Here is a 2,722-nt window from a genome sequence, read left to right on the forward strand (position 1 = left end):
TGTTGCAATTGCAGTCGCAGCGGCGGCGGAATCCGTAACAAGGTTATCCCCTGAACTTGTGCTAACCAAGCCGGTTACAGGCATGTTGTCCATTTCAAGTAATCCCGATTTCCCTACCGTCGCCAAGCGAATCGCGTTGCGACTTGCTTCTCCCATACCATCGCCGATAAAGAGAATGACATTCTTAGGAGCATCGACTTTCGCTGACGAGGTTTTCAGTCCTTTGAATACCTGTGCGGTAGTAGACTTGGTACTAGATGAGGCTGCAAAAGCGTTAGGGATATTAGCAGATAACAATGGCGCACTCAAAACGGTAATGGCACCGAAAGCAAGGATACTCTTTTTCATCGAACGCTTTTTCACAAGGTCACACTCCAATAAATTTAATATTCATATATGATAAAGTAATCATATATCTGCTTTGTAAAGCATCGTAAAGCAAAAGATTACACGAATGTAAAATTTGGAGTGACCACCTGTTTTTTATAAAACAAAAGAAGACACCGACTCTTGGTTTATCAAAGTCGATGCCCTCTGGCGTCTATATTTAAATGGCGGCGATATTTTTGCCGATCGGCATGGTGTAGTAGAGCGGTTTTTGCTGTCCATTTTGCTGATAGACTACAAGCAGAAGCGTGCGGCCTTCGGCTGTCAATGGGCTTCCCCCACTCAGGATATGATCCAGACTAAATGGCAGTACATCCAGCACCGCGTGCTTTTGCAGTTCCTTTTCACTCAGCTTCAATGAAGCAAAGGCTGGAATAATCTCGCGGTATGGCTGAGGCTGTTGATTGCCTACATTCGCCTCACCTGTACTCTCCTTGCTCGCATCTGCCACTAAATCTGCAACCGCAGGTGACAACAGCGCGTCCGGGTGCTGGAGAATCATTTTCATGTAGCTGGACCAATCGTCCTTCTCCAAGGTATGCTCCCACCAGATTTTACGCGGCTTGTATTTATGGTTCAGGAAATAATCAAGCTTCATCAGTCCAAGCACCATATCCATTCGCTTTGTTCCACGCGATTCCAGAAAGGACTGGAGACGCGTGAACAAGTCTTCGAGCTGATGTCCGATTTTTTGCCAGCCCTGTCCTTCCCAGTAGTCTCCGAATTCCTGAAAGAAATCAAAAGCGGACGAGAATTCACGCTCAATCAGATAGTTGACTGTATGATCCATACGATGAGAGTTCCAGTATTTCTCCAATACATCTTCCAAGCGCTTGAGCCGGACGATATCGGCAAAGGAAAGGACGTCATTGCTCAGCATTTCATACGGCGCAACATCCATATACGTATAGTTATACTTGTCTGCGTCGATACGCAGTCCGGTGCCACGCAGCATTTTGAGGAAGCCAAGTTGAAGCTCTTCCGGGCCGAGCGCAAAAACGTCATTAAACGTTTTACGGAATGTGTTGTAGTCCTCCAAGGGCAATCCGGCGATCAAATCCAAATGCTGGTCGATTTTACCGCTTTGTTTGACCTTGGTAACAGTACGGGAAAGTTTGGTAAAGTTCTGGCGACGCTTAACCAACTCATTGGTGGGATCATTCGTTGATTGGACGCCGATTTCAAATCGAAATACGCCCGGTGGCGCGTTTTCCGCCAAATAATCCAACACCTCAGGACGCATAATATCTGCCGTAATCTCAAACTGGAAGACACAGCCACGGTGATTTTCAATCAAAAATTTGAACATTTCCAGTGCATAATCGCGTTTAATATTAAACGTCCGATCCACGAACTTGATTAGGTTGGCCCCATTGTCGATCAGATACAAAATATCTGACTTTGTGCGCTCGATATCGTAATAACGTACCCCAACCTCAATGCTGGACAGACAAAACTGGCAGCTGAACGGACAACCCCGGCTCGTCTCAAAATAAACAACCCGTTTCCCGAGTTCCGGTATATCCTCTGCAAAACGATAGGGCGACGGCAGCTCGTTCAAGTCCGCTTTCGGGCGGCCGGGCATCTGAATAACCTCTTCTCCCTTACGGTAAGCCAGTCCATATACAAAATGGAACTTGCGATCCCCTTCCAGCTCCTGCAGCAGTTGATGGAATGTTTCCTCTCCTTCACCAACCACGATAAAATCCACATTCGCCAAACGCTTCATCCAGTGATCCGTATCGTAGGATACCTCCGGACCACCCAGAACAATTTTGACCTCGGGCATAATTTTTTTCAACACATCAATGACCTTAATCGTCTCTTCAATGTTCCAAATATAACAGGAAAAGCCGATGACATCTGCCCCGCGTTGAAACAAGTCGGATACGATGTTCATCACCGGGTCCTTAATCGTGTACTCCGCCAGCTCGATCTCAAAGTCCTTTTCACTGTAGGCTTTGAGGCATCGAATTGCCAGCGAGGTATGAATATATTTTGCATTTAACGTTGATAAAATGACTTTCATAGGTCACAACCTTTTATAGTTTGCATGAACTGTTCTATCCTTGCCTTAGTATAGCTATTCAAAATCCTCGTACACATCGTCTGCATAAATTTCGTCCTCGCTTACCGTTCCCCCGATATTCCCCTGATTTTGAAAAAAATCAAGAAATGGCTTGCCGTACTTGCGGAACTTCACTTCGCCGACACCCTTGATCCGCAACATGTCTGCCTCGGATTGCGGGCTCGCTACGCTCATCTCACGCAGCGTCGCATCATTGAAAATGATATAAGACGGTACATGCTCCTGAGCGGCCAGATCGCGACGAAT

The 2,722-nt window shown here is 46.4% G+C and carries 3 protein-coding genes; all 3 read right to left on the bottom strand.

Features of this window, described 5'->3' with window-relative positions; all coding sequences use genetic code 11:
* On the bottom strand, positions 1–363 hold a 363-nt coding region (locus GRP75_RS23740; RefSeq protein WP_337194262.1), incomplete at its 3' end, for an alkaline phosphatase.
* Positions 364–547: 184 nt separating this feature from the next.
* Positions 548–2,416 (bottom strand): B12-binding domain-containing radical SAM protein, encoded by a 1,869-nt coding sequence (locus GRP75_RS23745; protein WP_160790543.1) that lies wholly within the window; start codon positions 2,414–2,416, stop codon positions 548–550.
* A 54-nt stretch (positions 2,417–2,470) separates the two neighbouring features.
* Positions 2,471–2,722: HRDC domain-containing protein (locus GRP75_RS23750; RefSeq protein WP_202404286.1), on the bottom strand; the 252-nt coding region annotated here is incomplete at its 5' end.

Source organism: Paenibacillus sp. OT2-17, assembly GCF_009827695.1.
GTDB lineage: Bacteria > Bacillota > Bacilli > Paenibacillales > Paenibacillaceae > Paenibacillus > Paenibacillus polymyxa_B.

Excerpts from the sequence above, each read along its gene's own strand:
- GRP75_RS23745 (WP_160790543.1), bottom strand. The coding sequence starts at position 2,416 with ATGAAAGTCATTTTATCAACGTTAAATGCAAAATATATTCATACCTCG.